The 22,162-nt window shown below is 59.4% G+C and carries 26 protein-coding genes and 1 riboswitch; of the genes, 11 read left to right on the top strand and 15 right to left on the bottom strand.

Features of this window, described 5'->3' with window-relative positions; all coding sequences use genetic code 11:
- Window positions 1–28: 28 nt before the first annotated feature.
- Window positions 29–979, bottom strand: coding sequence for a 4-hydroxy-3-methylbut-2-enyl diphosphate reductase (ispH, locus tag K6117_RS01740; protein ID WP_221792045.1), 951 nt, complete (start codon window positions 977–979; stop codon window positions 29–31).
- A gap of 81 nt (window positions 980–1,060) precedes the next feature.
- On the opposite strand from ispH, the gene K6117_RS01735 reads away from it, so the two are divergent.
- Window positions 1,061–1,702, top strand: a complete 642-nt coding sequence (locus K6117_RS01735; RefSeq protein ID WP_343211725.1) for a hypothetical protein — start codon at window positions 1,061–1,063, stop codon at window positions 1,700–1,702.
- Window positions 1,703–1,802: 100 nt separating this feature from the next.
- Here K6117_RS01735 and hcp read toward each other — a convergent pair whose 3' ends face one another.
- Window positions 1,803–3,446 carry a hydroxylamine reductase gene (gene hcp / locus K6117_RS01730; RefSeq protein WP_221792044.1) on the bottom strand — a complete coding sequence of 548 codons (1,644 nt, stop codon included), beginning with the start codon at window positions 3,444–3,446 and terminating at the stop codon, window positions 1,803–1,805.
- Between the two features lie 165 nt (window positions 3,447–3,611).
- Between hcp and K6117_RS01725 the strand changes: the two genes are divergently transcribed.
- The 6 genes from K6117_RS01725 to K6117_RS01700 all read left to right on the top strand — a co-directional run bounded on the left by K6117_RS01725 (window position 3,612) and on the right by K6117_RS01700 (window position 10,452).
- Window positions 3,612–4,082, top strand: coding sequence for an Rrf2 family transcriptional regulator (locus tag K6117_RS01725; RefSeq protein ID WP_221792043.1), 471 nt, complete (start codon window positions 3,612–3,614; stop codon window positions 4,080–4,082).
- 61 nt (window positions 4,083–4,143) lie between these two features.
- A riboswitch (glycine riboswitch) is annotated at window positions 4,144–4,247 on the top strand.
- Window positions 4,248–4,431: 184 nt separating this feature from the next.
- Complete coding sequence (gcvT, locus tag K6117_RS01720; RefSeq protein WP_221792042.1) at window positions 4,432–5,577, top strand: glycine cleavage system aminomethyltransferase GcvT; 1,146 nt, start codon at window positions 4,432–4,434, stop codon at window positions 5,575–5,577.
- A complete protein-coding gene (gene gcvH / locus K6117_RS01715) occupies window positions 5,574–5,945 on the top strand; it encodes a glycine cleavage system protein GcvH (RefSeq protein ID WP_221792041.1) in 372 nt (123 codons plus the stop codon). The genes gcvT and gcvH overlap by 4 nt, the downstream gene beginning before the upstream one ends.
- Before the next feature lie 42 nt (window positions 5,946–5,987).
- Window positions 5,988–7,346 carry an aminomethyl-transferring glycine dehydrogenase subunit GcvPA gene (gcvPA, locus tag K6117_RS01710; RefSeq protein ID WP_221792040.1) on the top strand — a complete coding sequence of 453 codons (1,359 nt, stop codon included), beginning with the start codon at window positions 5,988–5,990 and terminating at the stop codon, window positions 7,344–7,346.
- The gene (gene gcvPB, locus K6117_RS01705; protein WP_221792039.1) at window positions 7,343–8,911 is read left to right on the top strand and encodes an aminomethyl-transferring glycine dehydrogenase subunit GcvPB; all 1,569 of its coding nucleotides are present in this window, start codon (window positions 7,343–7,345) and stop codon (window positions 8,909–8,911) included. Before gcvPA ends, gcvPB begins: the two co-directional genes overlap by 4 nt.
- Window positions 8,912–8,949: 38 nt before the next feature.
- On the top strand, window positions 8,950–10,452 hold the full coding sequence (locus tag K6117_RS01700; protein WP_221792038.1) for a Ppx/GppA phosphatase family protein: 1,503 nt from the start codon (window positions 8,950–8,952) through the stop codon (window positions 10,450–10,452).
- Window positions 10,453–10,484: 32 nt separating this feature from the next.
- On the opposite strand, the gene K6117_RS01695 is transcribed toward K6117_RS01700, so the two are convergent.
- From K6117_RS01695 to K6117_RS01670, 6 genes are all read right to left on the bottom strand, one after another.
- Complete coding sequence (locus K6117_RS01695) at window positions 10,485–10,697, bottom strand: DUF4170 domain-containing protein (RefSeq protein ID WP_221792037.1); 213 nt, start codon at window positions 10,695–10,697, stop codon at window positions 10,485–10,487.
- A gap of 102 nt (window positions 10,698–10,799) precedes the next feature.
- Entirely contained in the window at window positions 10,800–11,399 is a 600-nt protein-coding gene (locus K6117_RS01690; protein ID WP_221792036.1) for an MlaC/ttg2D family ABC transporter substrate-binding protein, read from the bottom strand.
- A 115-nt stretch (window positions 11,400–11,514) separates the two neighbouring features.
- Window positions 11,515–11,910, bottom strand: a complete 396-nt coding sequence (locus tag K6117_RS01685; protein WP_221792035.1) for a hypothetical protein — start codon at window positions 11,908–11,910, stop codon at window positions 11,515–11,517.
- Window positions 11,907–12,254 (bottom strand): DUF3618 domain-containing protein, encoded by a 348-nt coding sequence (locus K6117_RS01680; protein WP_221792034.1) that lies wholly within the window; start codon window positions 12,252–12,254, stop codon window positions 11,907–11,909. The genes K6117_RS01685 and K6117_RS01680 overlap by 4 nt, the downstream gene beginning before the upstream one ends.
- The gene (locus tag K6117_RS01675) at window positions 12,251–12,673 is read right to left on the bottom strand and encodes a phage holin family protein (RefSeq protein ID WP_221792033.1); all 423 of its coding nucleotides are present in this window, start codon (window positions 12,671–12,673) and stop codon (window positions 12,251–12,253) included. Before K6117_RS01675 ends, K6117_RS01680 begins: the two co-directional genes overlap by 4 nt.
- Before the next feature lie 33 nt (window positions 12,674–12,706).
- Window positions 12,707–13,120 carry a hypothetical protein gene (locus tag K6117_RS01670; protein ID WP_221792032.1) on the bottom strand — a complete coding sequence of 138 codons (414 nt, stop codon included), beginning with the start codon at window positions 13,118–13,120 and terminating at the stop codon, window positions 12,707–12,709.
- 280 nt (window positions 13,121–13,400) lie between these two features.
- Here K6117_RS01670 and eno point away from each other — a divergent pair, with 280 nt between their 5' ends.
- Window positions 13,401–14,678, top strand: a complete 1,278-nt coding sequence (eno, locus tag K6117_RS01665; protein WP_221792031.1) for a phosphopyruvate hydratase — start codon at window positions 13,401–13,403, stop codon at window positions 14,676–14,678.
- A 38-nt stretch (window positions 14,679–14,716) separates the two neighbouring features.
- Window positions 14,717–15,028: an FtsB family cell division protein gene (locus K6117_RS01660; RefSeq protein WP_221792030.1), complete on the top strand. Its 312-nt coding sequence runs from the start codon at window positions 14,717–14,719 to the stop codon at window positions 15,026–15,028.
- Between the two features lie 91 nt (window positions 15,029–15,119).
- Here K6117_RS01660 and K6117_RS01655 read toward each other — a convergent pair whose 3' ends face one another.
- From K6117_RS01655 to K6117_RS01640, 4 genes are read right to left on the bottom strand one after another with little or no spacing between them, the layout of a single operon-like run.
- Window positions 15,120–16,064, bottom strand: a complete 945-nt coding sequence (locus tag K6117_RS01655) for an acetyl-CoA carboxylase carboxyltransferase subunit alpha (RefSeq protein WP_221792029.1) — start codon at window positions 16,062–16,064, stop codon at window positions 15,120–15,122.
- 10 nt (window positions 16,065–16,074) lie between these two features.
- Window positions 16,075–16,995, bottom strand: coding sequence for a tyrosine recombinase (locus tag K6117_RS01650; protein WP_221792028.1), 921 nt, complete (start codon window positions 16,993–16,995; stop codon window positions 16,075–16,077).
- Window positions 16,996–17,002: 7 nt separating this feature from the next.
- Entirely contained in the window at window positions 17,003–18,853 is a 1,851-nt protein-coding gene (locus tag K6117_RS01645; protein WP_246604754.1) for a hypothetical protein, read from the bottom strand.
- Between the two features lie 4 nt (window positions 18,854–18,857).
- Window positions 18,858–18,983: a DUF4748 domain-containing protein gene (locus K6117_RS01640; RefSeq protein ID WP_221792027.1), complete on the bottom strand. Its 126-nt coding sequence runs from the start codon at window positions 18,981–18,983 to the stop codon at window positions 18,858–18,860.
- Window positions 18,984–19,061: 78 nt separating this feature from the next.
- Here K6117_RS01640 and K6117_RS01635 point away from each other — a divergent pair, with 78 nt between their 5' ends.
- A complete protein-coding gene (locus tag K6117_RS01635; RefSeq protein ID WP_221792026.1) occupies window positions 19,062–19,622 on the top strand; it encodes a shikimate kinase in 561 nt (186 codons plus the stop codon).
- Window positions 19,612–20,724: a 3-dehydroquinate synthase gene (aroB, locus tag K6117_RS01630; protein ID WP_221792025.1), complete on the top strand. Its 1,113-nt coding sequence runs from the start codon at window positions 19,612–19,614 to the stop codon at window positions 20,722–20,724. Before K6117_RS01635 ends, aroB begins: the two co-directional genes overlap by 11 nt.
- 2 nt (window positions 20,725–20,726) lie before the next feature.
- Here aroB and K6117_RS01625 read toward each other — a convergent pair whose 3' ends face one another.
- From K6117_RS01625 to K6117_RS01615, 3 genes are read right to left on the bottom strand one after another with little or no spacing between them, the layout of a single operon-like run.
- Window positions 20,727–21,080 carry a DUF423 domain-containing protein gene (locus K6117_RS01625; RefSeq protein WP_425514675.1) on the bottom strand — a complete coding sequence of 118 codons (354 nt, stop codon included), beginning with the start codon at window positions 21,078–21,080 and terminating at the stop codon, window positions 20,727–20,729.
- Window positions 21,077–21,514 carry an iron-sulfur cluster assembly scaffold protein gene (locus tag K6117_RS01620; protein WP_221792024.1) on the bottom strand — a complete coding sequence of 146 codons (438 nt, stop codon included), beginning with the start codon at window positions 21,512–21,514 and terminating at the stop codon, window positions 21,077–21,079. The genes K6117_RS01625 and K6117_RS01620 overlap by 4 nt, the downstream gene beginning before the upstream one ends.
- On the bottom strand, window positions 21,511–22,152 hold the full coding sequence (locus K6117_RS01615) for a CvpA family protein (RefSeq protein WP_221792023.1): 642 nt from the start codon (window positions 22,150–22,152) through the stop codon (window positions 21,511–21,513). Before K6117_RS01615 ends, K6117_RS01620 begins: the two co-directional genes overlap by 4 nt.
- Window positions 22,153–22,162 lie beyond the last annotated feature (10 nt).

The following is a 22,162-nucleotide window of genomic DNA, read 5'->3' as shown; positions in this document are numbered from 1 at the left end:
TCGGAAATAACGGTAAACATGACAGCCTCTAGGCCTGATCGAGGCCGCGCGGCAGCTTGAACGAAATCGTCTCGCGCGCGGTTGTGATTTCTTGTTCGGTGACATCGAAATATTGGGCCAGATGTTCGACTACTTCGCGCACCAAAATTTCGGGTGCAGATGCCCCGGCGGTAATGCCGAGCGACGTTACCCCATCCAGCCAATCCAGATCGATCTCATCGGCGCGGCGGATGAGGCGCGATTTCACACCTTCGCGCGCCGCGAGTTCGGCAAGTCGCATACTGTTCGATGAATTGGGCGCGCCGATGACGAGAAAGGCCTGACATTGTGGGGCAATCGCCTTGACTGCGGCCTGACGATTGGAGGTGGCGTAGCAAATATCCTCGCCGCGCGGGCCTTGAATATCAGTAAATCGCTGTTGCAACGTCGCGATGATCTGGGCGGTATCATCGACCGACAAGGTCGTTTGCGTCAGAAAACCGAGCGCGTGCGCATCATCCGGAGTGACGTTGCGAGCGTCTTCCTCTGTCTCGATGAGCGTCATCGACCCTTCCGGCACTTGACCGAATGTCCCGATCACTTCCGGATGCCCGGCATGGCCGATAAACAGGATGTGGCGGCCCTGTTCGACCATGCGTTCGGCCTGGCTATGGACCTTGGAGACCAATGGGCAGGTCGCGTCGAAATAGGACAGGCCGCGCGCCTCCGCCTTGGCTGGGACGGCCTTTGGCACCCCATGGGCGGAAAATACAACCGGTACGCCATCCGGCACCGCATCCAGCGTTTCGACAAAGATCGCGCCGCGCGTCTTCAACCCATCGACGACGAATTTATTGTGGACGATTTCATGGCGCACATAGACGGGTGCACCATATTTTTCGATCGCAAGTTCGACGATCCGGATCGCGCGGTCCACGCCCGCACAAAAGCCACGGGGGGCGGCGATCATCAGTTGCAGCGGTTTTTTCTCGACGGCCATGGGCGTTGCCTCTACGCGATTGCTTGCCTGCTTGAAAGCGGCTTCCTATGATGACCGCAAAACAACGCCAAGGATGTTCACGTGCGCCCCACCAAAACTTTAGCCCTGATGCTCTCCCTCACTGCCCTTGCCGGATGCGGCGGCAATGACATGCTGGATGAAACCGGGGGGCTGCGGATTACGCGTTCGGCCTGTCCGGCGGTTGCGATTCCCGCATATACTGGCGATGTAACCTTGTTCAATCCGGCCAACAGCCGCGATAGCCGCGCCATCGATGTGGTCGCGACGATCACGAACGTAAAGTCGACCTGCGTGACCCAAGGCAGCGACCTTGTCGTCACCACCAGCTTTGATGTGCTGGCGCGTCGCACGGATGCAAGCGGTGTGCGGTCGATTACGCTGCCATATTTCGCGACGGTGATGCGTGCTGGCACCAAGATCGTGTCCAAGCATATCGCCAATGTCGAACTGAATTTCCCGGCGGGCGATGAACGCGCGGCGACCACCGGTTCCGCCTCGGCCCATGTCGCAGTGGCGGATGCCAGCCTGCCGCCCGCCATCGAACAGCGGATCAACAAAAAGCGCAAGGCGGGCGATGACGATGCTGCCGTCGATCCGATGTCCGATCCAGAGGTGAAGGCTGTGCTTGCCAATGCCAGCTTTGAACTGCTGGTTGGGTTCCAACTGACGGCTGATCAGTTGAAATATAACGCCACGCGTTGATTCGCATAGTTTGGGTTTCGCCGGATCATTGGCGCATCCCCCAAATGAAGAACGGCCCGGCAGTTTGTGACTGCCGGGCCGTTTTATTGGAGAATGGCGGTTACGCTGCCAATTTCAGCATACCGGCCAGATCCGTCTGGACATTGCCGGTGGGCTTCAGAGCGAAATTATCGCTCAGCACCTGCAGCACCTCTGGGGTCAGGAACTGCGGGAGGGTGGGGCCGAGGTGAATGTTGCGGATGCCGAGCGAAAGCAGGGTCAGCAAGACAGCCGTGGCCTTTTGCTCGAACCAACTGATCGCCATCGACAAAGGCAGGTCATTCACCCCAACATTCAATGCGCCAGCGACTGCCACGGCAATCTGGATGGCGGAATAGGCATCATTGCACTGGCCCACATCAAGCACGCGCGGCACGCCGTTGATGTCACCCAGATCTTCGCGGTTGAAGCGGAACTTGCCGCAGCCGAGCGTCAACACCAGGCTGTCGGACGGCGTCGCCATCGCGAGATCATGGAAATAATTGCGCCCCGGACGCGCCCCGTCGCAACCACCGATCAGGAACAGGTGCTTGACCTCGCCCTTGCCGATCATGTCGAGCAACGTGTCGGCCACGCCCATCACCGTGTTGCGGGCAAAACCGGCGATAACGGTTTCTTCCGAGGCATCGGCCTCAAAACCCGGCAATTCCAGCGCACGCGCAATGGCAGGCGAGAAATCATGATTGGTGAGATGGGGAATGCCTTCCCAACCCACCGGGCCTGCGGTGAAGATGCGGTCGGCATAGCCGCGAATTTCCGGGTTGATCAGGCAGTTGGACGTCATGATGATCGCGCCGGGGAAGGCGGCGAATTCGCGCTGCTGATCCTGCCATGCGCCGCCATAATTCCCCGCGAGATGGGCATATTTCTTCAGGCCCGGATAGGCATTGGCGGGCATCAATTCGCCATGGGTATAGACGTTGATGCCCTTGCCCTTGGTCTGTTCGAGAATGGCTTCGAGATCGCCCATGTCATGGCCGGATACGAGCAGGCATTTGCCGGCTTTCGGCGACATGCGCACATGGGTGATTTCCGGATGGCCGAAACGCCCTGTATTGGCCGCATCAAGCAATTCCATCACCTTGAGGTTCAACTCGCCGACCTTCATCGATTCCGCGACCAATTGGCCGACATCACTTGGGTCACTGGCCAAAAACGCGGCGATGCGATGGAAACCGGCGCTGACGGCGGCTTCTTCATTGCCCAGCACGCGGGCATGTTCGGCATAAGCGGCGGTGCCTTTCAGGCCATAAAGGATGAGCGCGCGCAGGCCCACCACTGTCGGGCCATCACGGTCCATGTCTTTCTGGATAGCGACCATCGGCGCGGCGGCGAGCAGTTCTTCTTCGCTGCGGCCCACGGCCCAAGTGGCGGGCTGGGGGAGGTTGCTGAGGTCAGCCCCCGCTTTTTCAGCCAACGCACGGGCGCGGTCGCGCATGTCCAATGCCTGATTGATCAGGGTTATGAAGCGGGTCCGGTCGAAATTGACGTTGGTGAGGGTCGTGAACCACGCATAAGGCGTAAAGGCATCGACCTCCGCATCACGCGCGCCCTGTTGCGCCGCGCGGTCGGCATAAACCGACACGCCGAGCATTAGGCGGAGCAGAATATCTTGCAGATCGGCAACGTTAGACGTCTTGCCGCAGGAACCGACTTTGACCGCGCAACCACCTTTGTTGCTCTGTTCGCACTGGACGCAATACATGATGGCCTCTCCTTGTTGGTTAAATTTGCATCACAGATGCGGGGTTGCTTAAACATGCATAATGGATGCTTGATATATCCAATTTGGAAAGCTGTATTTGATCTGCATCAAATTGGTGTCTTCACCAACATATGTTATAGGACGCGATAAGATGAGGGACCGTCTATGCAATTAACCCGCCACACCGATTATGCCCTGCGCGTGCTGATCTATCTCGCCACGCATCCGGATCGGCTGTGTTCGATTCATGAGGTCGCCAGCGTCTATCGCATTTCGCAGAATCATTTGATGAAGGTGGTCAACCATCTCTCCCACAGCGGCCTTGTCGAGGCGCTGCGCGGGCGTTCCGGCGGCATCCGCCTCGCGAAATTGCCGGTGGAGATCAATGTCGGCGCGGTGGTGCGTTCGACCGAGGCGCGGTTGGACCTGCTCGATTGCGATGCCTGCCTGATTTCGCCGGTCTGCGTGCTGCAATCGGTGCTGGATGAGGCGATGGCCGCGTTTTTTCGTGTGCTTGATGCGTATACGCTGGAAGATGTGCTGAAAAGCCGTGGGGAAATGCTGAAACTCTTCGCGCGATCCCTGTCTAGCGCACAGGCGGAAGAGGTGTTTGCGATGGATGATACGCCAAACTGATTGCTTTTCACTTTATGCGAGGTTGACTCGAATCGGTCTGACCTCCAATTGACTCAACATCGCTGACCGCGCGGGAGAGTGTGGTATGTTGGTTCGTCCTACATGCCGCCGCCGAAGGAGCAACCGCCCCGGAATCTCTCAGGCACAAGGGACCGCACGGGCAAATGCGATACTCTGGAAAGAGGTTGGGCGGCTGAAAGGCTGCGCTGATCCGCCGAAGGGGTAAGTGATTGGGCGCATGTATTTGCCTCCTGTCATCAAAGCTCTCAGGTTCCGTGACAGAGGGGGCAGGAACTTCGGTTGCCTATCTGGCATCGGGGCTCTTGGACCTGTCATGGAAAGCGATGAAATGAGCGATCAAACACAAAATACGTCCGATGATGACATTGTGGACGAAATTCTCGAACTGCCGCTCGATAGCTGGCATCGGGCCAAGGGCGCGCGGATGGTGCCGTTTGCGGGCTATTCCATGCCGATTCAATATGAAGGCATTATCGCCGAACATCGCTGGACCCGTGAAAATGCGGGCCTATTCGATGTCAGCCATATGGGCCAGTTGATCGTTTCCGGCGAGGGCGAGGATCAGGCTTTGGAAGCCATTCTCCCCGGCGACATCATGGGTCTGGCCGAAGGCAAGATGCGTTATTCGCTGCTGCTGAACGAAGATGGCGGCATTCTCGACGATCTGATGATCACCCGCACGCCCACCGGCTTTTACCTTGTCGTCAATGGTGCGGTGAAATGGGAAGATATCGGCCATTTGCGCGAATATCTGCCGGATGAAATCACGCTCAACCATCTCGATGATCGCGCCTTGCTGGCGTTGCAGGGGCCAAAGGCTGTCGATGCGCTCGAACGCATCGTGCCGGGCGTGCGCCGCTTGTGCTTCATGGAGGCGGATAGCTTCCTCTGGGGTGAAGAGCCTTTGTGGATCAGCCGTTCGGGCTATACCGGCGAAGATGGCTTTGAAATCTCCGTGCCGGCTTCGCATGTCGAGGCGCTGGCTTATGCCCTGTGCGTCCAGCCTGAAGTAAAGCCGATTGGCCTTGGCGCGCGTGATTCGCTGCGGTTGGAGGCAGGTCTGCCGCTTTATGGCCATGATCTGGATGAAGAGATCGACCCAATTTCCGCCGATCTGTCCTTCGCTGTGTCCAAGCGTCGTCGCATGGATGCGGGCTTCCCCGGCGCTGTACCGATCATCAACGCCATCGCCAATGGTCCCAAGACCAAGCGCGTCGGCCTGTTGGTCGAGGGCAAGATGCCGGTGCGCGAAGGCGCATTGCTGTTTGCAGGGGCCGAGCAGATTGGCCGTGTCACCTCCGGCGGCCATAGCCCGACGCTTGATCGCCCGATTGCGATGGGCTTTGTCACCGCCGCTTATGCCAAGATCGGCACGTCATTTGAGGCCGAAGTGCGCGGCAAGCGCGTGCCGGTGCAGGTGACGGCCATGCCATTTGTTCCCCATCATTATGTCCGCAAAGGAGCCGCCAAATGACCCGCTATTTCACCGATGAGCATGAATGGATCGACGTAGACGGCGCGCAGGCGACCGTCGGCATCACCGATTACGCACAGGGCCAGTTGGGCGATATCGTGTTCGTTGAATTGCCCGTCATTGGCGCGACCGTGACCAAGGGTGGCGAAGCCGCCGTGGTGGAATCGGTCAAGGCCGCATCGGATGTGTACGCGCCGGTCAGCGGTACCGTGACGGCGGCCAATGACGCGCTCGGCGATGATCCCGCACTCGTCAACAGCGCACCGGAAGCGGACGGCTGGTTCTTCAAGCTGACGCTCGCCGATGCGGGCGAGTTGGAAGGCCTGATGGATGCGGCTGCATATCAGGCGTTTGTCGCGGCTCTTTAAGGGTTAAGGCCCTCCCATAAGCGGGAGGGAGGAGAAGATTGAATGCGTTATCTGCCACTTACCCCTTCTGATCGCGTCGAAATGCTGGCCAAGGTCGGTGCTGGCTCGATCGATGATCTGTTCATCGATGTGCCGGACGTTGCCCAGCATGACGGCCCGATTGCGGGTCTGCCGCTCCATGCCAGCGAAATGGCGGTCGAACGCCATATGACGAAGCTCGCGCGGCAGAATTTGTCGGCGGCAGAGGTGCCATTCTTTCTTGGTGCAGGCGCATATCGTCACCATGTCCCGGCGAGCGTCGATCATCTGATCCAGCGCGGTGAATTTCTGACGGCCTATACGCCGTATCAGCCGGAAATCGCGCAAGGCACGTTGCAGATGCTGTTCGAATTCCAGACGCAGGTTGCGCGGTTGTTCGGCTGCGATGTGGCGAATGCGTCGATGTATGATGGCTCGACCGCGTGTTGGGAAGCGATCAGCATGGCCCGGCGCGTGACGAAAAAGGCGCGCGCCGTCCTCTCCAACGGCCTGCACCCGCATTATGTATCGGTCGCGCAGACGATGGCGCGTTTCACCGGCGATGAATTGGTGAGCGATGTGCCGGATCTGTCGGCGGAGGCCGATACGGACCGCGTTATTGCGGCGATTGACGATAAGACGAGCTGCGTCGTCGTCCAATATCCCGATATTCTGGGCCGCATCCCCGATTTGCGCCCGATTGCCGATGCCGCCCATGCCAAGGGCGCGTTGTTGATCGCGGTGGTGACGGAGCCGGTGGCACTTGGTCTCATCCGTTCGCCGGGTGAATTGGGTGCGGATATTGTCGTGGGCGAGGGGCAGTCGCTCGGCGTCGGCCTCCAGTTCGGTGGGCCGTATCTCGGCCTGTTCGCCTGTAAGGAAAAATTCGTGCGGCAGATGCCGGGCCGCTTGTGTGGTGAAACCGTCGATGCCGAGGGCAAGCGCGGGTTCGTGCTGACGCTCTCGACCCGCGAACAGCATATCCGCCGCGAAAAGGCGACGAGCAATATCTGCACGAATTCAGGCCTTTGCGCATTGGCCTTCAATATTCATCTCACCTTGCTTGGGGGTGGTGGTTTGGCGAAATTGGCCAAGCTCAATCATGGCCGCGCGATTGCTGCCGCCCAGCGCCTTGCGCAGGTGCCGGGCGTGCGATTGATCAACAGCAATTTCTTCAATGAATTCACACTGGAATTGCCGAAGGAAGCCCGTCCGGTGATCCGCCTGCTCGCAGATCGCGACATTTTGGGTGGTGTCTCCTTGGGACGGCTGTATCCGGGCAATGATCAACTTGGCCAAGGTCTGGTGGTGGCTGTGACCGAAACCGTGTCGGATGAGGATATTGAGGCCTTTGCAGCCGCATTGCAGGAGGTGTTGGCATGACGACGATCAACAAAAGCGGCTGGCGTCCCGAAATAGGCGAACGTAGCGCAGACAGTGTCGCGACCTTCACCGGCAATCGCGCATTGATGCTGGAAGAGCCGTTGCTGTTCGAAATTGGCCGCATTGACTCCACTGGCGTCGATCTGCCGGATACCGTCATTGACGATAACCGCCTTGGTGGCCTGATGCGTGCGGCCCCGGTCGATCTGCCGGGCCTGTCGGAACCGGAAACGGTGCGGCATTATACCCGTCTGAGCCGCCAGAACTATGCTATTGATTTAGGGCTGTTTCCTTTGGGAAGTTGCACGATGAAGCATAACCCGCGCCTCAATGAAAAAATGGCGCGATTGCCCGGTTTTGCCGATCTCCATCCGCTCCAGCCGGTGCAGACGACCCAAGGCGCACTTGCGGTCATTCATGAACTGGCCGAATGGCTGAAAACCCTGACCGGCATGGCCGCCGTCGCGATGAGCCCCAAGGCGGGCGCGCATGGCGAATTATGCGGCCTGTTGGCGATCCGCGCCGCCCATGATGCGGCGGGATCGGAGCGTTCGGTCATTCTCGTGCCGGAAAGCGCGCATGGGACCAATCCGGCGACGGCGGCATTCTGCGGCTATAAGGTCGAAAATATCCCGGCAACGGCAGAAGGCCGCGTCGATCTGGCGGCGCTGATGACGCGGCTCGGGCCGGATGTGGCGGGGGTGATGATCACCAATCCGAACACCTGCGGTTTGTTCGAACGGGATATGAAGAAAATCTCGGATGCCGTTCATAATGCAGGCGGATATGTCTATTGCGATGGCGCGAATTTCAACGCCATCGTCGGGCGGGTGCGTCCGGGCGATCTTGGCATCGATGCGATGCACATCAATCTTCACAAGACATTTTCGACGCCGCATGGCGGCGGCGGTCCGGGTTCCGGGCCGGTCGTATTGTCGGCGGCGCTGGCACCTTTCGCGCCTTTGCCATTCGTCGAGAAACAGGGCGATCATTTCGTCCTGATCGAAGAAGAAACCGCCGAAGACCATCATGCCGAAACCTTTGGCCGCATGGTCGCGTTCCATGGCCAGATGGGCATGTTCACCCGTGCGCTGACCTATATTCTCTCGCATGGCGCGGATGGCCTGCGTCAGGTCGCCGAAGATGCGGTGTTGAACGCGAATTATGTGCTGCGGTCTTTGGACGATGTGCTGGTCGCGCCATTTGGGGCGAGCGGCCCGTGCATGCATGAGGCCTTGTTCTCGGACGATGGCTTTGCGGACGGCTTTTCGACGATTGACCTCGCCAAGGGGCTGATCGACGAGGGCTATCACCCGATGACGGTCTATTTCCCGCTCGTCGTTCATGGCGCGATGCTGATGGAGCCGACGGAAACCGAAAGCAAAGCGGCGCTCGATCAATATATCGGCGCGGTGCGGTCCTTGGCGGAACGTGCGCGGGCGGGCGATCCGGCGTTGAAGGCCGCCCCGATTTTCGCGCCGCGTCGTCGTCTCGATGAAACTTTGGCAGCACGCAAGCCGGTGCTGAACTGGCAAGCGCCGGTCGATGCGATGGCTGCCGAATAATACTGTTCGACCTTTGGCTTAGGCTGTAGTGCGGGGCCGTGACCAAATTTGATTCGTCCCGGCGCCGCACCGCCATTGTCGACATTGGGTCGAATAGCGTCCGTCTCGTCATTTATGACGGTCCGGCGCGCGCGCCCAATACCCTGTTCAACGAAAAAGTGCTGGCTGGCCTTGGCAAGAATATGGGGGCGGACGGCACGCTCGATCCGGCGGCATGGGCGCGGACTATCGGCGCGTTAAAGCGCTTTGTCGCGATTTTGCATGATATAGCGGTGGACGATGTTCAAACGGTCGCCACGGCGGCGGTGCGCGATGCGCTGAACGGTCGCGAGTTGCTCGATGAAATCCGCGCGCTCGGTCTTGATCCCCGCATCCTCTCCGGCAGCGAAGAAGCACGCACGGCGGCGCTCGGCGTTATTGCGGGCATGCCGGATGCCGATGGCATTGTAGGCGATCTGGGCGGCGGCAGTCTCGAACTAGCGCGGGTCCAGAATGGTGAGATCACCGATGTCGTGTCCTTTCCGCTTGGTGTGCTGCGCCTGTCGGCCTTGCGCGAAAAAGACCCGAAATCGGTCGAACATCTGATCCGTCAGGCGATCACCGATGCGGGCTGGGCCGGGCGCGGCAAGGATCTGCCTTTATATCTGGTCGGCGGTTCATGGCGGTCGCTTGCCAAGGCGCACATGTATTTCAACCAATATCCGCTGCCGATCGTTCATGCCTATAGTTTTTCCGCCGAATCCGTGCCGTGGTTGCAGGTGCGCCTCGCGACGATGGACCGGCAGGTCATGCGTCAGGTCGCCAATGTCTCGTCTGCCCGCCTGCGGATGCTGGGTGAGGCGAGTGAGTTGCTGGCACAATTGGTCCGGGCATTGGGGACCAGCCAGTTGATTGCATCGGCCTTTGGCCTGCGCGAGGGGCTGTTATATGCGTCGCTCGATCCCAAAATTCAGGCGATTGATCCGCTGATCGCATTGTGCCGGGAAGAGGCGTTCCGTCAGGGCCGCTATCCGGAACATGGGGCGGTGCTCGACCGCTGGATCGCACCCGCGCTCGAATATGGTCAAACGCCCGATCCCGCGCTGGCGAGGTTGCGGCTGGCGGCCTGCACCCTTGCCGATGTGAGTTGGCGCGCGCATCCGGATTTCCGTCCCGAACGTGGGGTTGAGATTGCGCTGCATGGCAATTTGGTGGGGATTGATGGCGAGGGCAGGGCAGTGCTTGCCGCCATTTTGTACGCCGGGCTTGGCGGCCATCCGAAGCGGCTGGACCCGATCATCACCGAATTGGCATCGGTGACCGAAATCGATGTGGCGCGGCGTGCTGGCATGGCGATCCGGCTGGCGCAACGCTGGAGCGCCGGCACTGCCGCCCCCTTGGCGCGCAGCCGGTTGATGAATAATGGCCGGGAACTGATCCTCTGCTTCGACCCTGCGGATCAGGCACTCTATGGCGAGACGGTGATCAAGCTGCACGAAGCATTGGCCGCGGAACTGTGCCTTGTCGCGGCAACGGCGCCAATGGATGCCGCCCGGGCCTGAATAGCGCCGGGCGCATCACGCAACGGCTTTTATTAAAGGCCCGGTTCTAGCAATTTGTGGAGATGTACAACGACATAGCGCATTTCGGCGTCGTCGACAGTCCTTTGCGCGGCGGAGCGCCATGCCTTTTCGGCGGAGCTGTAATCCGGGAAAATGCCGACGACATCCAGATTGGAAGGGTCGGTAAAATCGAGATCCTGGGGGTCTTTCACGCGACCGCCAAAAACGAGGTGCAATTTACTCAAACTCTATCTCCCGTAGGTGCAGCGATATGACGCAGCGACAAAATATGCCGGTTCAAGCTGCCAATCCCGCGCCTACGGGGACGAATGCTGAGCTTTCAGTCTTTAGCGCGGAGTCTTCATAAACTTGACCAGCGCATCGAAACCGTGACGCTGGATATAGCTATCAAAATCCGCCGATTGAGTCACCGACAAATTGATCCCGCCCACGGTCAGATTGGTGACGCGGTAATTCGCACCCGCGCGCTGAACGGCCCAGATCGAATTGATCGGCTGAGCCGCACCGGGCTGGCGTACCGAGGTCGATACTGCGCCAATATTATTGCGTTCGACCGCGCGAATGATGCGGAAATCAGCCTTGGCAAAGTCGAACAGACGGTCGGCATAGAGGTTCAGCACATAATCCGGGAATGCAGCCTTATAAGCCTGATATTGCGCCGGGGTGATCTTGTTGCGCCAACGGTTGATCAGGCGGTCGCCAATCGCATCGACAGCAAAATGCTGTTGCAGCAAGCGGCGGAATTCCAGCCGTCCAGCCTTGCGATCATTGTTGCGAAGAATGACGAACCCTTCTTGGGCCAAGGTATCGATAAAGGTGCGCGCATCCTTGTTAGCCACAACTTCGGCCATCGCAGGCAAGGGAGCAATAACCATCGACAAAGGCGCAAGCGCAAACAACAGGGCCGATATTTTCGGGAACTTCATTCTCATCTCCAAAAGCAACATCACGGCTATTTCTAGCCAATAGACCTAATGATCATGGCTGATAGTGTGTGAATGGTGCTTTAATCAACCCGTATCCAATAAGTTGAGGCAGGGTTTACGCGCTGGGCGTGTTGTCATCATCCTTGGATACGGTCTTGCGCGCTTGAGCAGCGACATCCTTGATCCCGGCGACCAGGCGGTCGGCCTGCGCCTTGGCATTGTCGCGATTAAAGCCCAACTCATCAAGCTTTGCCTTGCCGCGTTCCGTGGCGACATGGGCCGCTTCGCGCGCCTTGTCAGTGACTTTGCGGCCCAATGGTCCTAATTTCTGCCGCTCTTTCTGTGTCACAGGAAAAACCGCGCCCAATAATGCACCTAATGCCACGCCGCCAATCAATGCGGCGATGGGGTGGTGGTCAATCCGTTCGACGGCGGCCTCCGCCAGACCCGGTTCCTCATTCAGACCATGTTCGTCGGCAATGTCGAGTGGCGTGCCGGGTGTGTCGTTCATTTCAGTCCCTCATCGGTCTCATGTAATTCATGTGCAGTTTCAGATGCGTGTTGATGCACCGCCGTCATTGCCCAAGTGACGATCCGCGCAATGTCTTTGCGGAAAAACCACATCACGCCCGCCACCGCAATCGCGATGAATGTCGGTTTGCGTTCGCGCACATAATCGGCGGCATGCTCGGCGAGCGCACTGCTTTGCGAGCGCATTTTCGCGAACGCGTTATCTGCCAATACTGACGGGTCCAGCCGATGCTGCACTGTGGCCAAAGTTTCCGACAGACGCGCCCGTGCGGCCAAGCGCTCGGCAGCGGCCAATTGGATGCGCGCGTCAATGTCGCTGGTCATGCCGGCTCATCATTTTGGAGTTTGGCATCCTGCAATATCGCCATATCGGCCTTGGCCTGCGCGAACAACAGGCTCACATTAATCCATGCCCGCCGCGCGAGAATGTAACCGGCAAGACAGGCGAGGGAGGCCGTTACAATCGCCGCCACCGGCAAGGGCATATATTCGGCCAGCGACAGGCCCAGCAGCATGATCGTCGCAACCAGCCCAGCCATAGCAATGGCAAGACCGGTCGCGCCCAAGGCGATAAACGGACGGGCTTCATAAATGCGACGAGTCGCGAGCAGGCGGCGATGATCGAGTTCAGCGCGGACGAGATCCGTGCCATCATCGATCAGCCGACCGAACAGTTCCTTTACGCTCTCCTCATCCTCGGGCGTGTTGCCTTCGGCAGGTTGATCGTCGCTATGTTGCCCCATATGTGTGCGTTGCCTATTCGTTTATGATGCAGATCAGGCCGCGCCTGTGTCGCTTGGTTCAGACGCTGCGCCATTGCCCGATTTCACCAGTCGCGCCAGCAGGAAACCAGCTGCTGCGGCAGCGCCAATCGCGACGGCGGGGCGCTTGCGGACGAACTCGCGGGTGTTCTCGACCATCTGATCGACATCCTTGGCGCGCAAATCGACCGCCATCGCGGCCATCTTGCCTGCCATATCGGCGAGATAATCGGGATATTTATCGCCAAAGCGCTCGCGCATCTTGGCGGCGACATCATCGGTGAGGGCGGTCAGATTTTCCAACATGGCGCTCGCTTTGTCCCTGCCGACTTCAGCAAGCTCATGAGCCTTGGCGGTGGCCTGATCGCGCAGGCTGGGCGCGGCATCAGTTTGTTCGGCTGGCTTGGCCGTTTTGGCGGGCTTTTTCACGGCGGGCGCTTTGGCTTTGATCAAAACAGGGGGTGAGGCGGGGCTAGGCGTCGTTGTCGTCGGTTGTTCCATCATCGACCTCCATCGCAAAAATTTGGCATCGCAAATTGGACGGCAATATGCCGCTATGGTTCATGATATGGGCCGTATTCGCGTCAGATGCCAGTGGGCCACCCAAAGATGATGCGAAAAATTATGGCGTTTTGCGACAAAATGCCTATGGAGCGCGATCAAGAGTTTGAACGGGCAAACGCGCCATTAGCATGTGGAGAAATCGAACATGACTGCCATCATCAATATCCATGGTCGCCAGATCATCGACAGCCGCGGTAATCCAACGGTTGAAGTCGATGTATTGCTTGAAGATGGCAGCTTTGGACGTGCCGCTGTGCCATCGGGCGCATCGACCGGCGCGCATGAAGCTGTCGAACTGCGCGATGGCGAAAAGAACCGCTGGCTCGGCAAGGGTGTGACTCAGGCTGTCGCCAATGTGAACGGTGAAATCGCCGATGCAATCACCGGCATGGAAGCCGAAGACCAGAGCGACATCGATTATCGCATGATCGATCTCGATGGCACGCCCAACAAGGGCCGCATCGGCGCGAACGCCATTCTCGGCGTGTCGATGGCGGTGGCCAAGGCTGCTGCCGAAGCGCGCGGCCTGCCGCTCTATCGCTATGTCGGCGGCGTGTCGGCCCATGTGTTGCCGGTGCCGATGATGAACATCATCAATGGCGGCATGCATGCCGACAATCCCATCGATTTCCAGGAATTCATGATCATGCCGGTCGGCGCGCCGACTTTGGCGGAAGGTGTGCGTTGGGGTGCGGAAATCTTCCACACGCTGAAGAAGAAGCTGCACGACAAGGGCCTGTCGACCTCGGTCGGCGATGAAGGCGGGTTTGCGCCGAACCTTGCAAGCGCCCCTGATGCGCTTGATTTCGTGATGCAGTCGATTGAAGCGGCGGGCTATCGTCCGGGCGAAGACATCGTGCTGGCGCTCGATTGCGCATCGACCGAATTCTTCAAGAACGGCGCTTATAATTTCGAAGGCGAAGGCAAGGTTCGCACCCCTGCGGAAATGGCCGATTATCTCGCGGACCTGTGCAAGCGTTACCCGATCCTGTCGATTGAAGACGGCATGAGCGAAGATGATTTCGAAGGCTGGAAGCTGCTGACCGACAAGATCGGTGATAAGGTGCAGCTGGTCGGCGACGATCTGTTCGTGACCAACCCGGCCCGTCTTGCGGACGGCATCAAGGGCGGCCTCGCGAACTCGATCCTGATCAAGGTCAACCAGATCGGCACGCTCACCGAAACGCTCGAAGCCGTCAACATGGCGCATCGTGCGCGTTATACGGCTGTGATGTCGCATCGTTCGGGTGAAACTGAAGATTACACCATTGCCGATCTCGCGGTCGCCACCAATTGCGGTCAGATCAAGACCGGGTCGATGGCCCGTTCGGACCGGTTGGCCAAGTACAACCAGCTGATCCGCATCGAGGAAGAATTGGGCGATGCTGCGCGTTATGCGGGCAAGTCGATTTTCGCGAAATAAGCCTTGAAACTGAGACTCTGGTGTGATTCACTGAACCTATGACGACACCCCGTGAAAAACTCGCTTTGCTGCGCAAGGTTGCCGGTCCCGCACTGGCCTTGCTCGTCATCGCGAATTTCGCGGGGTATGCGTTGCTCGGCTCCAACGGCCTGCTGGCGCTAACCGATTATCATGATCGGATCGCCGCCAAGCAAAAAGAGCTGGTGGTGGTGGAGAAGGAGCGGGCGCATCTCGCCAATCAGGTGCGCTTGTTGAATCCCTCCAACGTCGATCCTGATTTTGCCGATGAACTTGTCCGCAAAAAAACGGGGCAGGTGCGCAAGGATGAATTCATCATGCCGGTCAATTAAGACCGGTTCGATGCACCTTTAAAATTCATTGATATCATCAGATAAACTCCCCGGCCTAAAACCGGGGCGTATCTGTATTTAGAGGGCTTTTTTAGCTGCCCATCGTCAGGAATTTATCCCGACGCTGTTGGCGCAGCTTGGCAGGCGAAACGTTGCCGAGCGATTTCAGCTCATCCGCAATCGCATTCTTCAAATTGTCGATTGCCAATTCGCGGTCGCGATGCGCGCCGCCCACTGGTTCCGCCACGATCCGGTCGATCACGCCAAGCGTTTTCAACTGCGACGCGGTGATCCGCATGGCCTCTGCCGCGTCTGCGGCCTTATCCGCCGTACGCCACAGGATCGACGCGCAGCCTTCCGGCGAAATCACGGCATAGACCGCATGCTCGAACATCAGCACCCGATTGGCCGCCGCCAGCGCCACCGCGCCGCCCGAACCGCCTTCACCGACAATTGCCGCGACCATCGGTACACCAAGCTTGATGCAGGCCTCGGTCGAACGGGCGATGGCTTCGGCTTGGCCACGTTCTTCGGCCTGAATGCCGGGGAAAGCGCCTGCGGTATCGACCAAGGTCACCACCGGAATGCCGAAACGGTCGGCCAATTCCATCAGGCGAATCGCTTTGCGATAACCCTCCGGCTTGGCCATGCCGAAATTGTGGCGCAGGCGGCTGGCAGTATCATCGCCCTTTTCATGGCCGATGACCATGACGCGCTGGCCGTTGATGCGGCCCAGGCCACCCAGAATGGCCTGATCGTCGCCAAAGGCGCGGTCGCCTGCCAGCGGCATGAAATCATCGACCATCCCGGCGACATAATCGCGGAAATGCGGGCGATCCGGGTGACGGGCGACCAGCGCCTTCTGCCACGGGCTCAGTTTCGCATAGAGGTCGGACTGAAGTTTATCAGCCTTGGCCTGAAGCTTCTTGATCTCCGCATCGATATTGATCGAACCGCTTTCGCCGGTTTCGCGCAATTCCTCAATCCGGGCATGAAGTTCCGCCAGCGGCTTTTCAAAGTCGAGATAGCTGATCATGTCTGACCGCTTAAGGTTTGGGGGCTGTCTCGTCAACGAGTGGGTGTCGGCTGTTGACTAGTTCTTCGAGATGCTGCGTCCCGACATGGGTGTAAATCTGGGTCGTCGCGATGTCCGCATGGCCGAGCAGCGTCTGCAACGCACGCAAGTCCGCGCCTCCTTCCAGCAAATGGGTAGCAAAGGCATGGCGCAGGACATGCGGGCTGATGCGTTCGGGCGCGATGCCCGCTTCTGCCGCCAAGGCGCGCACAATCTGAAACAACCGCACCCGGCTGAGAAATGATTTGCCCGATGGGAAGAGATAAGGCGATTCGGGCGGCACCGTTTCCCGCCAGCGGATCACGGCATGACGCGCGCGATCTGAAATCGGCACGAGCCGTTCCTTGCCGCCCTTGCCGCGCAGGATGATGAACGGCTGATCGACGCGCACGGCCTCGCGCGGCAGGCTGACCAATTCGGTCGCGCGCATGCCGGAGCCGTATAAAAGCTCGATCAGCGCCGACAGCCGCAGGTTCGCGACATCCGGGCGTTCGGACAAGCGTTCCGCCAGCCGCTGGAAAATGGCGTTTACATCCTCATGGCTCAATGTGCGGGGCAGGCCGCGCTGTGCGCCGGGGCGGGGCAGGGCTGCCGCCGGATCGTCGGCGCGATGCCCTTCATCGACCAGAAACGCGAAAAAGCGGCGCAAGGCCGATGATTTGCGCGACACGCTCGATGTCGCAAGCTCGGCCCAACTCGCCGCCAGCCGCACGAGATCATCGCGCGTCGCTTCTGCCAGCCTACCGCCCAGCAACGTCGATGCGCTGTTCAGATCGGTGCGATAGGCGAGCAATGTATTAAGCGCACAGCCCCGTTCCGCTGCCAGCATCTCGGCGAATTGATCGATCAGCCGCCGGTCCATCGATGACGCCGGGGCTGCGGCCTCGCTCATGCCCCGCTCATGTCCGGCTAATGGCCTCAACCGCGATCATCCGCGCCGCCGATTCCAGCCCGACCTGATTGAGCGCGCGGACGATGTGGAACAGATGGTTAGCGGGGATGCCTTGCCAGCTTTTCGCCTGCATGCCTGTCGCGGCCAACAAGGCGACCGTGCCGGGCTGGCCACGCTGGGCGGCGAGCGCGATGGCCTTGCTCCATGCGCTGTTCGCGGAAATGTCGAGGCCACTATCGTCAATCGCGGCCTTGACCTCGGATGCGGGCAGGCGTCCCAGACCGACCAATCCGGCGACGAGCATGCGCGACCGGCGGCCATCGCTGCTGTCATCGTCGGAGATGAAGTCCTTGACCCGGTTGATGCGCGTGGTCGTGCCAGTGCGCGGCATCGCCAGCGATAGCGCAGCCCAAGCCATGCTGACCTTGCTGTCTTCCATCTTGGTCAACGGCACCGCCCATTTCGCGGCCTGATTATCAAGACCGGCACTCAGCATCGCAGGGATGATCTGATTGATATCACCTTCAAACGCGACATGGGGCGGCAAATAGGCTGCGGCACGGGCGGTTAGCAACATCGCGGCATAACGCGCCTGATCGTCCTCGGCATCGCCCCAGATCATGCGCAGCGTATCCAGCCGTTCTTCCAAATTGCCGACATAGCAGCGGCGCAAGAGATCGCCGGGGCTATCGACAAATTCCACCGGGTCCATGCCAAGCGCGGCACCCGCATAAAGATCGACCAAATTCTGCGATGAAAACACGCCCATGACGGCGGCCTTGCGCGCGGCCTCCATCTTATTGGCGAACGGCACAAAGGGGGCGCGCGCCTGCCATGCCAAGGCGCGGGGACCGATGGTATCGAACAATGGGGCCGGAATCTCGACCGCGACCGCATTGGCCAAGCCGAAACGCCAGTTCGTCAATTGATCGACCCCGGTCCATTCGATCTTCACCGCGCGGCGACCATTCACGCCTGCGCCGACGACTTTTTCCGCCAGCAAGACATCGATCGAGCCATTGCCCTGTCGCATCTTCTGCCGGTCGATCAGTGCGGTCGCGGTCGCGGCCTCACCGGAAAGGGCGGCGCAAATTGCTTCTGACAATTGCCATTTCGGGTCCTTGCTGACCGCCAATGCAGGCTGAACCAGCGGGCAAAGCGCGGCAGGATCGGCGGTGGCGAGTGCCGTATCCGCGCCGACTTCCAGCAATTTCGGGGTAAAACGATGGACATCGACCGATTGCACCAATGCGCGGGCGGCATCGGCTTCACCCATGCGCAGCAACAAGGCAGCGCGTTCGGCGACCCAATCGGCGGGCTTGACGTCGCGTGGCGTGTTGATCTGGCTTAGCAATGTGCGGCGCAACAGGATCGAGGCCCAGCGCGAGGCAATCGGCGCGTCCATGTCGTGCATCAGCGATATCAGATATTTGCCGTGCAGACCGCCAAAGGCATCTGCATTCAGCCCGCCATTGGCCGGAACCAACCGTCCGATCTTATCGACCCGGCGCAAGGATGACGGCGGCATTTCATAAGTGGCAGGCTTTTCCGCGAGCGTATCTTCGCTGGCCGCCAGATCGCCGGTTTCTTCAATAACGCCCGCAACCGCAGGCGCGCCTTGCGTTTCCGCAGCATTGCTTGGCAGCTTGATATCCGGCAGGCCGGTTGGCTGGGCACGACCGGGCGCTGCTTTCGTTGGCCCGGCAGGTTGCGCGGGGGCTTGCTCTACCGGATCGCCAAAACCTTCGGGCAGCAAGGATTCGGGATTACCCTGACCAATCGCAGGCACACCGAATGCCAAGAGGCTGACCCCCGCGAATGTCGCAAGGGCGATAGGCACGACAGCTTTACGGCGCAAAAAATCAGACCGCATTATTGACCGGCACATTAATTGTCTGGATCGGTTGCTCGGTATTGATGCTCGCAAAATAAAATGCGCCACCGACAATTGCCACCAGCAAAATGAGCCAAACCCAAGATGAACGCATGATGCTGTTCCCTTAAACCGAAATTTTGATCGAGACCCTTTTGCCCCAATCACTCGTCCTGTGTATAGCCCCTACAACATGACGACAGAAGACGCCCCACTGATTGATAGCCGACTGAAAAAGCCGGACCGCCCGATTGCGCTGATCGGGATGATGGGCTGTGGCAAATCGACCATCGGCAAAAGGCTGGCGGCGGCGCTCGACATTCCGTTTATCGATTCGGACCATGCGATTGAAGACGCGGCGGGCTGCACCATCCCGGAAATCTTCGCGCAATATGGCGAGAGCGAATTTCGCGACGGCGAACGCCGCGTGATCGCCCGGTTGGTCGATGGCCAGCCCAAGGTGATCGCGACCGGTGGCGGTGCATTCATGCAGGCGGAAACGCGGCAATTGTTGCTGGATAAGGCGATTGTGATCTGGCTCGATGCCGAATTGGATACATTGGTCGAACGCGTGGGCCGTCGGGCAGGCCGACCGTTGTTGGACGGCAAGAACCCGCGCGATGTGCTGGCAATGCTGCTGAAAGAACGTAACCCGGTCTATGCCCAGGCCCATATCCGTATTCCGAGCAAGCCCGTGCCGCATGAAGCGGCTGTCCGGGCGATTGTAGAGGCCTTAAACCTGTATGATAGTTGAATCCAAGATCGTGCCGGTCGCACTGGGTGGCCGCAGCTATGACATTCATATCGAAGCAGGCGCGATTGATCGTGCGGGCGTGCTGCTGACACCCTTTATCAAACGGGGCCGCGCGATTGTCATCACCGATCGCAATGTCGCTGATCTGTGGCTGGATCGCCTGACGACAGCGCTGGGCACGACAGAGGTCGTGGTCGAGCCGATCATCCTGCCCGCAGGCGAAAGCACCAAAAGCTGGGCACAACTGGAGGCGTTGACCGACCGATTGCTGGCATTGGGGGTCGAACGTTCGGACGCGATCATCGCGCTTGGCGGCGGCGTGATTGGCGATCTCGTCGGTTTTGCGGCGGCGATCCTCAAGCGCGGTTGCGATTTCATCCAGATTCCAACGACCCTGTTGTCGCAGGTCGATAGCAGCGTTGGCGGCAAAACCGCGATCAACAGCAAGGCGGGCAAGAATCTGATCGGCGCATTTCATCAGCCGGTCCATGTCCTGATCGACCCTGATGTGCTGGATAGCCTGCCAATTCGCGAAGTGCGGGCGGGCTATGCCGAGGTCATCAAATATGGCCTGATCGGAGATAAGCAGTTCTTCGATTGGTGCATTGAAAATGGCGCGAAATTGCTGGCGGGCGACGCCCAAGCGCGGATATATGCGATTGCGATGAGCGTGGCGGCCAAGGCGGCGGTGGTGGCCGAAGATGAACGCGAAACGCTGGATCGTCGCGCCTTGCTCAACCTCGGGCATACATTTGGCCATGCGCTGGAAGCGGAAATGGGCTTTTCCAGCCGCTTGCTGCATGGCGAGGCGGTTGCGGTCGGCATGGTGTTGGCCTTGCGTTACAGCGCACGTATCGGGATTGCGACAATGGCGGAGGCGGACCAGCTTGCCGCGCATTTCCGCAGCCTCGACATGGCCTATGACCTCGCCTCATCCGGTGTGCAGGCCAGCGGTGCGACATTGGTCGAACATATGCTGCATGACAAGAAGATGACCGGCGGAAAACTGCCATTCATTCTGTGCCACGGCATTGGCGATGCGCGGGTGGAAAAGGGCGTCGACCTTGCCGATGTCACTGCGTTTCTCGACGCTGAGGCATAAAGTTACAGGCGGCACGCGTTCCAGAGGAGCGCGAGCCAGCCAAGCACCAGCATCACCCCGCCGATTGGTGTGATCGCGCCGAGCCAATGCGGTGCGCCCAGCGCCATTGCATAAAGCGTCCCCGCGAACAGCCAGCCGCCGCCGACAAGCATCGCCAATGTCTTGTGGAGGGGGCGACCGCCCTTTGCTCCCAGCAATACCACCAGCGCCACGGCCAGATGCAGCAGTTGATAAGCTGCGCCCGTTCGCGCCCATTCTGCCGCTTTGCCGCTTAGGCCATGTGCGCCAAATGCCCCGGCAAGGACCGCGAGTGCGCCGGACAGACCGATCAGTCGCAGCCAATTCATTCGGGTCATAGATCATGTCCTTGCAAGGCTTGCACTACGGCCTCTGCCAAGGCCTCGAACGGCAGGCGGATGGAGGGGTGTCGTGCCACATGGGGGCGGGCGGGGGCGAAAATCTTCAACCCCGGCCATGCGCCCGGATCATCACGCTTGCCCGCGAGGAAATCTGCCAGTGCATCGCGCGCGGCCTCAATATCCTGCAATGCCATGCCTATCGCATGTGCGCCCATCAAGGATGCCGCTGCTTGCCCCAAGGCACAGGCGCGGACCTCTTGCCCCAATGCCAAGATACGGCCATCGGGGGCGAGAGACACATCGACGACAATCCGGCTGCCGCACACCGGGGAGCGGCGCTCTGCCGTTGCGTGTGGCGCGGTGAGCCGTTGATGATGCGGGATGTTGGTGGCGAGACGCAAAATGTCCGCATTATAGAGCGGCGCGCTCATAGCAGATCTTTGATCAGGCTCTTTGCAATGTCGCCATTGGACTTGCCCTCGGTGTCCGAGTTTGGCTCACCTTGGGATTTCGTCACGGATTTATCGGACTTGCCCTTGGATTTCGATTTGCCCTCGCTGCCGCCATTGCGGCGATGATCGACAAAGTCGATGATCGCGCGGCTGCTTGCCTGCAACAGCGGGTAGGTCTTGGACGAGGCGATCCATTCGGGGCGTTCTGAATCGCCGCCCCAGATGATGTCGGTGCCAAGATTGCCGACCAGATAGATCAATGTCGCCGCAATCAGCCCTTTGATCGCGCCAAAGCCGACGCCTAGCACCCGATCAAATGGCCCCAACAGGCTTTCCCGCGTCCCTTGGCCGAGTCTGCGGGCGAAATAGCGGCCCAGCCCGCCAATGACGACCACCACTGCCGCAAAGGCCACGACAGATGCCGCGCTGTGATTGGTGCTGCCGACTGCCTCTAATTTATTGGTCAGTGGTTCATGCAGGAATTTCAGCCCGACAATCACCAGCCCCCATGCGGCGAGTGAGAGCGCCTCCTGCACAAAGCCGCGCATAAATCCCATGAAGGCGCCGAAGCCCATCAATAGAATCAGGATCATGTCGAGTGCAGTGAATTTGGTCATCGCGTTTTCT

This window comes from Alteraquisediminimonas sediminicola (assembly GCF_019740335.1).
In the GTDB taxonomy this organism is placed as follows: Bacteria; Pseudomonadota; Alphaproteobacteria; order Sphingomonadales; family Sphingomonadaceae; genus Alteraquisediminimonas; species Alteraquisediminimonas sediminicola.
This window is presented reverse-complemented; position numbering and strand designations above follow the sequence as displayed.

Bases quoted from the DNA above. Each gene is read 5' to 3' on its own strand.
- aroB (WP_221792025.1), top strand. From the start codon at position 19,612: ATGATAGTTGAATCCAAGATCGTGCCGGTCGCACTGGGTGGCCGCAGC.
- gcvPB (WP_221792039.1), top strand. From the start codon at position 7,343: ATGACGACGATCAACAAAAGCGGCTGGCGTCCCGAAATAGGCGAACGT.
- gcvT (WP_221792042.1), top strand. From the start codon at position 4,432: ATGAGCGATCAAACACAAAATACGTCCGATGATGACATTGTGGACGAA.
- K6117_RS01655 (WP_221792029.1), bottom strand. From the start codon at position 16,064: ATGATCAGCTATCTCGACTTTGAAAAGCCGCTGGCGGAACTTCATGCC.
- K6117_RS01635 (WP_221792026.1), top strand. From the start codon at position 19,062: ATGACGACAGAAGACGCCCCACTGATTGATAGCCGACTGAAAAAGCCG.
- K6117_RS01685 (WP_221792035.1), bottom strand. From the start codon at position 11,910: ATGAACGACACACCCGGCACGCCACTCGACATTGCCGACGAACATGGT.
- K6117_RS01650 (WP_221792028.1), bottom strand. From the start codon at position 16,995: ATGAGCGAGGCCGCAGCCCCGGCGTCATCGATGGACCGGCGGCTGATC.
- K6117_RS01615 (WP_221792023.1), bottom strand. From the start codon at position 22,152: ATGACCAAATTCACTGCACTCGACATGATCCTGATTCTATTGATGGGC.
- K6117_RS01675 (WP_221792033.1), bottom strand. From the start codon at position 12,673: ATGGGGCAACATAGCGACGATCAACCTGCCGAAGGCAACACGCCCGAG.
- K6117_RS01625 (WP_425514675.1), bottom strand. From the start codon at position 21,080: ATGACCCGAATGAATTGGCTGCGACTGATCGGTCTGTCCGGCGCACTC.
- K6117_RS01620 (WP_221792024.1), bottom strand. From the start codon at position 21,514: ATGAGCGCGCCGCTCTATAATGCGGACATTTTGCGTCTCGCCACCAAC.
- ispH (WP_221792045.1), bottom strand. From the start codon at position 979: ATGGCCGTCGAGAAAAAACCGCTGCAACTGATGATCGCCGCCCCCCGT.
- K6117_RS01660 (WP_221792030.1), top strand. From the start codon at position 14,717: ATGACGACACCCCGTGAAAAACTCGCTTTGCTGCGCAAGGTTGCCGGT.
- K6117_RS01690 (WP_221792036.1), bottom strand. From the start codon at position 11,399: ATGAAGTTCCCGAAAATATCGGCCCTGTTGTTTGCGCTTGCGCCTTTG.
- K6117_RS01725 (WP_221792043.1), top strand. From the start codon at position 3,612: ATGCAATTAACCCGCCACACCGATTATGCCCTGCGCGTGCTGATCTAT.
- hcp (WP_221792044.1), bottom strand. From the start codon at position 3,446: ATGTATTGCGTCCAGTGCGAACAGAGCAACAAAGGTGGTTGCGCGGTC.
- gcvPA (WP_221792040.1), top strand. From the start codon at position 5,988: ATGCGTTATCTGCCACTTACCCCTTCTGATCGCGTCGAAATGCTGGCC.
- gcvH (WP_221792041.1), top strand. From the start codon at position 5,574: ATGACCCGCTATTTCACCGATGAGCATGAATGGATCGACGTAGACGGC.
- K6117_RS01640 (WP_221792027.1), bottom strand. From the start codon at position 18,983: ATGCGTTCATCTTGGGTTTGGCTCATTTTGCTGGTGGCAATTGTCGGT.
- K6117_RS01680 (WP_221792034.1), bottom strand. From the start codon at position 12,254: ATGACCAGCGACATTGACGCGCGCATCCAATTGGCCGCTGCCGAGCGC.
- eno (WP_221792031.1), top strand. From the start codon at position 13,401: ATGACTGCCATCATCAATATCCATGGTCGCCAGATCATCGACAGCCGC.